The organism is Sulfitobacter sp. AS92 (genome assembly GCF_038900015.1).
GTDB lineage: Bacteria > Pseudomonadota > Alphaproteobacteria > Rhodobacterales > Rhodobacteraceae > Sulfitobacter.
On the sequence record NZ_JBBMQL010000029.1, the window covers coordinates 1 to 3,125 of the forward strand.

General features: G+C 54.2%; 6 protein-coding genes. 1 reads left to right on the forward strand and 5 read right to left on the reverse strand.

Annotated elements, in window-relative coordinates; all coding sequences use genetic code 11:
* The first annotated feature begins 62 nt into the window (after window positions 1-62).
* On the forward strand, window positions 63-668 hold the full coding sequence (locus tag WNY61_RS20155) for a hypothetical protein (protein ID WP_342853229.1): 606 nt from the start codon (window positions 63-65) through the stop codon (window positions 666-668).
* A 312-nt stretch (window positions 669-980) separates the two neighbouring features.
* Here the strand turns inward: WNY61_RS20155 and WNY61_RS20160 are convergent, their stop codons facing one another.
* The 5 genes from WNY61_RS20160 to WNY61_RS20180 all read right to left on the reverse strand — a co-directional run.
* On the reverse strand, window positions 981-1,190 hold the full coding sequence (locus WNY61_RS20160; protein ID WP_342853230.1) for a hypothetical protein: 210 nt from the start codon (window positions 1,188-1,190) through the stop codon (window positions 981-983).
* The gene (locus tag WNY61_RS20165) at window positions 1,187-1,597 is read right to left on the reverse strand and encodes a MarR family transcriptional regulator (RefSeq protein WP_342853231.1); all 411 of its coding nucleotides are present in this window, start codon (window positions 1,595-1,597) and stop codon (window positions 1,187-1,189) included. Before WNY61_RS20165 ends, WNY61_RS20160 begins: the two co-directional genes overlap by 4 nt.
* Before the next feature lie 31 nt (window positions 1,598-1,628).
* Window positions 1,629-1,934, reverse strand: coding sequence for an antibiotic biosynthesis monooxygenase (locus WNY61_RS20170; protein WP_342853232.1), 306 nt, complete (start codon window positions 1,932-1,934; stop codon window positions 1,629-1,631).
* The gene (locus tag WNY61_RS20175) at window positions 1,837-2,709 is read right to left on the reverse strand and encodes a hypothetical protein (RefSeq protein WP_342853233.1); all 873 of its coding nucleotides are present in this window, start codon (window positions 2,707-2,709) and stop codon (window positions 1,837-1,839) included. Before WNY61_RS20175 ends, WNY61_RS20170 begins: the two co-directional genes overlap by 98 nt.
* Window positions 2,710-2,966: 257 nt before the next feature.
* A partial coding sequence (locus WNY61_RS20180; protein ID WP_342853234.1) for an ATP-binding protein occupies window positions 2,967-3,125 on the reverse strand: 159 nt, incomplete at its 5' end.

The following is a 3,125-nucleotide window of genomic DNA, read 5'->3' on the forward strand; positions in this document are numbered from 1 at the left end:
GCGGCACGCCGCGACCGAAAGAGGTATCCTGAACTAAAAACCAACCATGAAAGGGAAATACCATGAATATCACAATGCAAATATCGGCGCTTTTGCTGTCGCTGCTTCCGGAGGGATTTACGCCGGTTGGAGAAGCGCAGGTCGAAGTGGATGGCCGTGCGGCTATACTCTCCCGAGCCGAACGGAGCGACGGAACAAACCGTGGGATAGGCGGTGAGCATGTTTCGACAGTAGTTAGCGAAGACGGTATCCTTCTGGGCTTCACGCGCATGACCCGAGAAATGGCCGCATCGGCAGAGCTGCCGTCGGACGATGTCGCACGTGATATCGCCATGGATTTTCTCGATCGGCATGCACCGGATTTATTGGACGCACACAAAGTTCACTGGATCGCACCACATAACGAGACCATCACGGTGAATAGGCAGGGGAATGTCGAAAAAATCACACTGACCGGCATGAAGGTGAAGATGCGCTCGACAAACTCCGACCGGCTTTGGTTCTGGGTCATTGTCGGCCCTGATGAAGAGGTCATGGTGTTCGAGCGCGATATTTTCTGGGTCAATATGCCAGGGCATCGTCGGACTGAACACTGGCTGCAAGACAGCTGGCTTTTGCAACAGGATCGGCCGGAAGTGAAAGAGCTGGAAACGGCGGGCAACGGCTAACTCTGTCAAGTGGCAGAAGGTGGATCGCTGGAAAATCGTTCCCAAAAGGACCGATTGTTGAACGGCGTCACCGAAGCCGACATTGGCGCATCCGCAGCGAATGTCTGGAAGGTCCGCTCTGCCGACCTCGGTGCTCTTTACAGCTAACGTCTTCTTCGAGCCCAAACTCACCGATGCTGCGTGATACACGTAGGTCTGCTATCTCGAAAGAGCCAAAAACCTTCAACAATTAGTTGGGTTTTGAAAGGGGTTTTTGGTTGGCCAGTCAAGACCGAGCGTTTTTGGAACACAGGCTTGAGGCTTGATGTCTGCTTAGCCAAACTTTCGTACTACGGTTTGCGCGAGCATTGCTGCGAATGGACCAAGGATAAATATCATCGTCGGCACCAGAACGGTTGTGAGCAGAAATGTCTGCACTGGTAGCGGCATATCTAAGCCTGCCCGCTGGAATCCCACTAATGTGGCCGTGACAGCGGTATAGACGGCGATCCATGCGAAGAGGACCGTCAGAAGCCGCGTCATGGCCGTTTTTCCATAAAACCGGAAATGGTTTCAAAATAGCCGGGTAGGATCGCTGAAAGCATCGACTTGCTTTCGCCGGTCAGGGCCAGATGGTGAGCGCGTGAATCCTCGGGATCGTCTCGGCGCACGAGCAATCCGTCTTTCAGCAGCGAACCCACAGTCCGGTGCAGGACTGGCTTGGAAACATCCAATCGTTGGTTGATTTCGCTTTGACGAAGACTGTCCGTGTCTGGCTCGCGGTCTATTACGATGAGGATATGGAACTTCAACTGTGAAAGGTTATGACTGCCAAAGTAGGCTTCTAAGAGGCGCTCCAGTTGGCTTGCCTCTCGCATCATTGAGAGTGCTTGCGCCACGGTGTCCACGTCACCCACACCTGTCTCCGATACGTAACCGTCGATCATCATTCGTGTCGGTAACTCCTGCAGAAAAAACATGCTACTTCAGGCCATTCAAAGGCAGGATACGGGGTGGTTCCGCGAGCCAGCCCTCGTAAGATTTGAAAACCGCAGCTGTGTAGGGCTGGGCATGATGCTGATCGAGCGCATCCTGATCCTGCCACTCCTCGAAAAGATACAACCTATCCTTATCCGGTGCCTCAAACAGCTCAATGTGCCTGATGCCGCATGGCGTATGAATGTCTGGTTTAGACGCTCTCGATTGCTTCTTCCACGTATGCGTTTTGCGTATGAAGAAGAAACGCTTTTGCCGGGGTTGCCGCGCAAGCCGAATGCCGCATCGCATCGTCTGACACTTCCTGTCCCCGCGTTACGGGCGGACATGGCACGAAAAGGGCATCGTCTTTGCAGCGGTTCAAAATGGCCGCTTCGATACGGCATTTTTGGAAGGCATCTGCGCCATCTGCGTCGAGGTCAGAGGGCCAGCAGTCAGTCACAATCAGATCCGTTCCTTCAATCGCGCGTATGTCGTCAGTCACATCGCATGAGCCACGAACCTGTTCACTGGCCTCAAACCCCTTAGGAGTGACTTGAAGCACATCTATACCAAGCACACGCGCCGCCTCGAACCATGATGAAGCGATGTTGCCAGAAGGCCCGACCATCGCGACCTGAAGTCCGTTCCATGACCCACGAACAGACATTACGTAGGCTAAGTCTCCAAGCACCTCGCAAGGATGGTTGTCGTTCGTTCGTAGGTTCAACGCCGGGGCCTTTAGCGCATCGGCAAAGGACCTCAGCTTGGACAGACGCGGGGTGCGCACTGCCATCAGGTCGAACCAGTTGTCCATGTAGCCGGCAAGATCGTCGACCGTTTCTGCTCCTTCCAACTTCGCGGAGGCGGAAACACAACTGCCGCCCATTGCCGTGACACCAATGGCAAGCGCTGTCGGATTTCGCCAGCCGGGTAATTCCTCAATCATCCCGACACGCCGCCCCTGCAACGTCTGAGGCATTGTTCGATTTTGCCAATGCACTTGAAGCTGACAAGCTCTGGTGGCCAGCTTTTCAATTAACTGGGCGTCGATTTCTACAAGCGATAGAAGATCAAATGGTTTCAATTTTCGCTGCCTCCAATGCGTTCGCGATCAAGCACGACTGCCTATCACTGGGGACGGATATTTGATAGCGCCATCTCATTATCACGGGTGCCGAAGCGGCCATCGCCCTCCCGCAGCGAATTGGCGCTTTGTCCGCGATGCAGCCATCCAACACGTCAAAATGCTGCGCTAAGGGGTCGTGGTGTGTTGATTGTCACCGAGAACTGACCCGGCATTGTCACCGAGACTTGACCCACCCAGTTATTATGTTCTTTGCGTTATGATGGCGTCAATGCCGCTGTCTCCTTTCGTTTCTTTTTGGCTGTCGCGGAGCTGGCCTTGAACCGGTAGCTGTCATTGCCGGTCTCGAGAATGTGGCAACGATGTGTGAGGCGGTCGAGGAGCGCGGTGGTCATCTTTGCACCACCGAACACGCT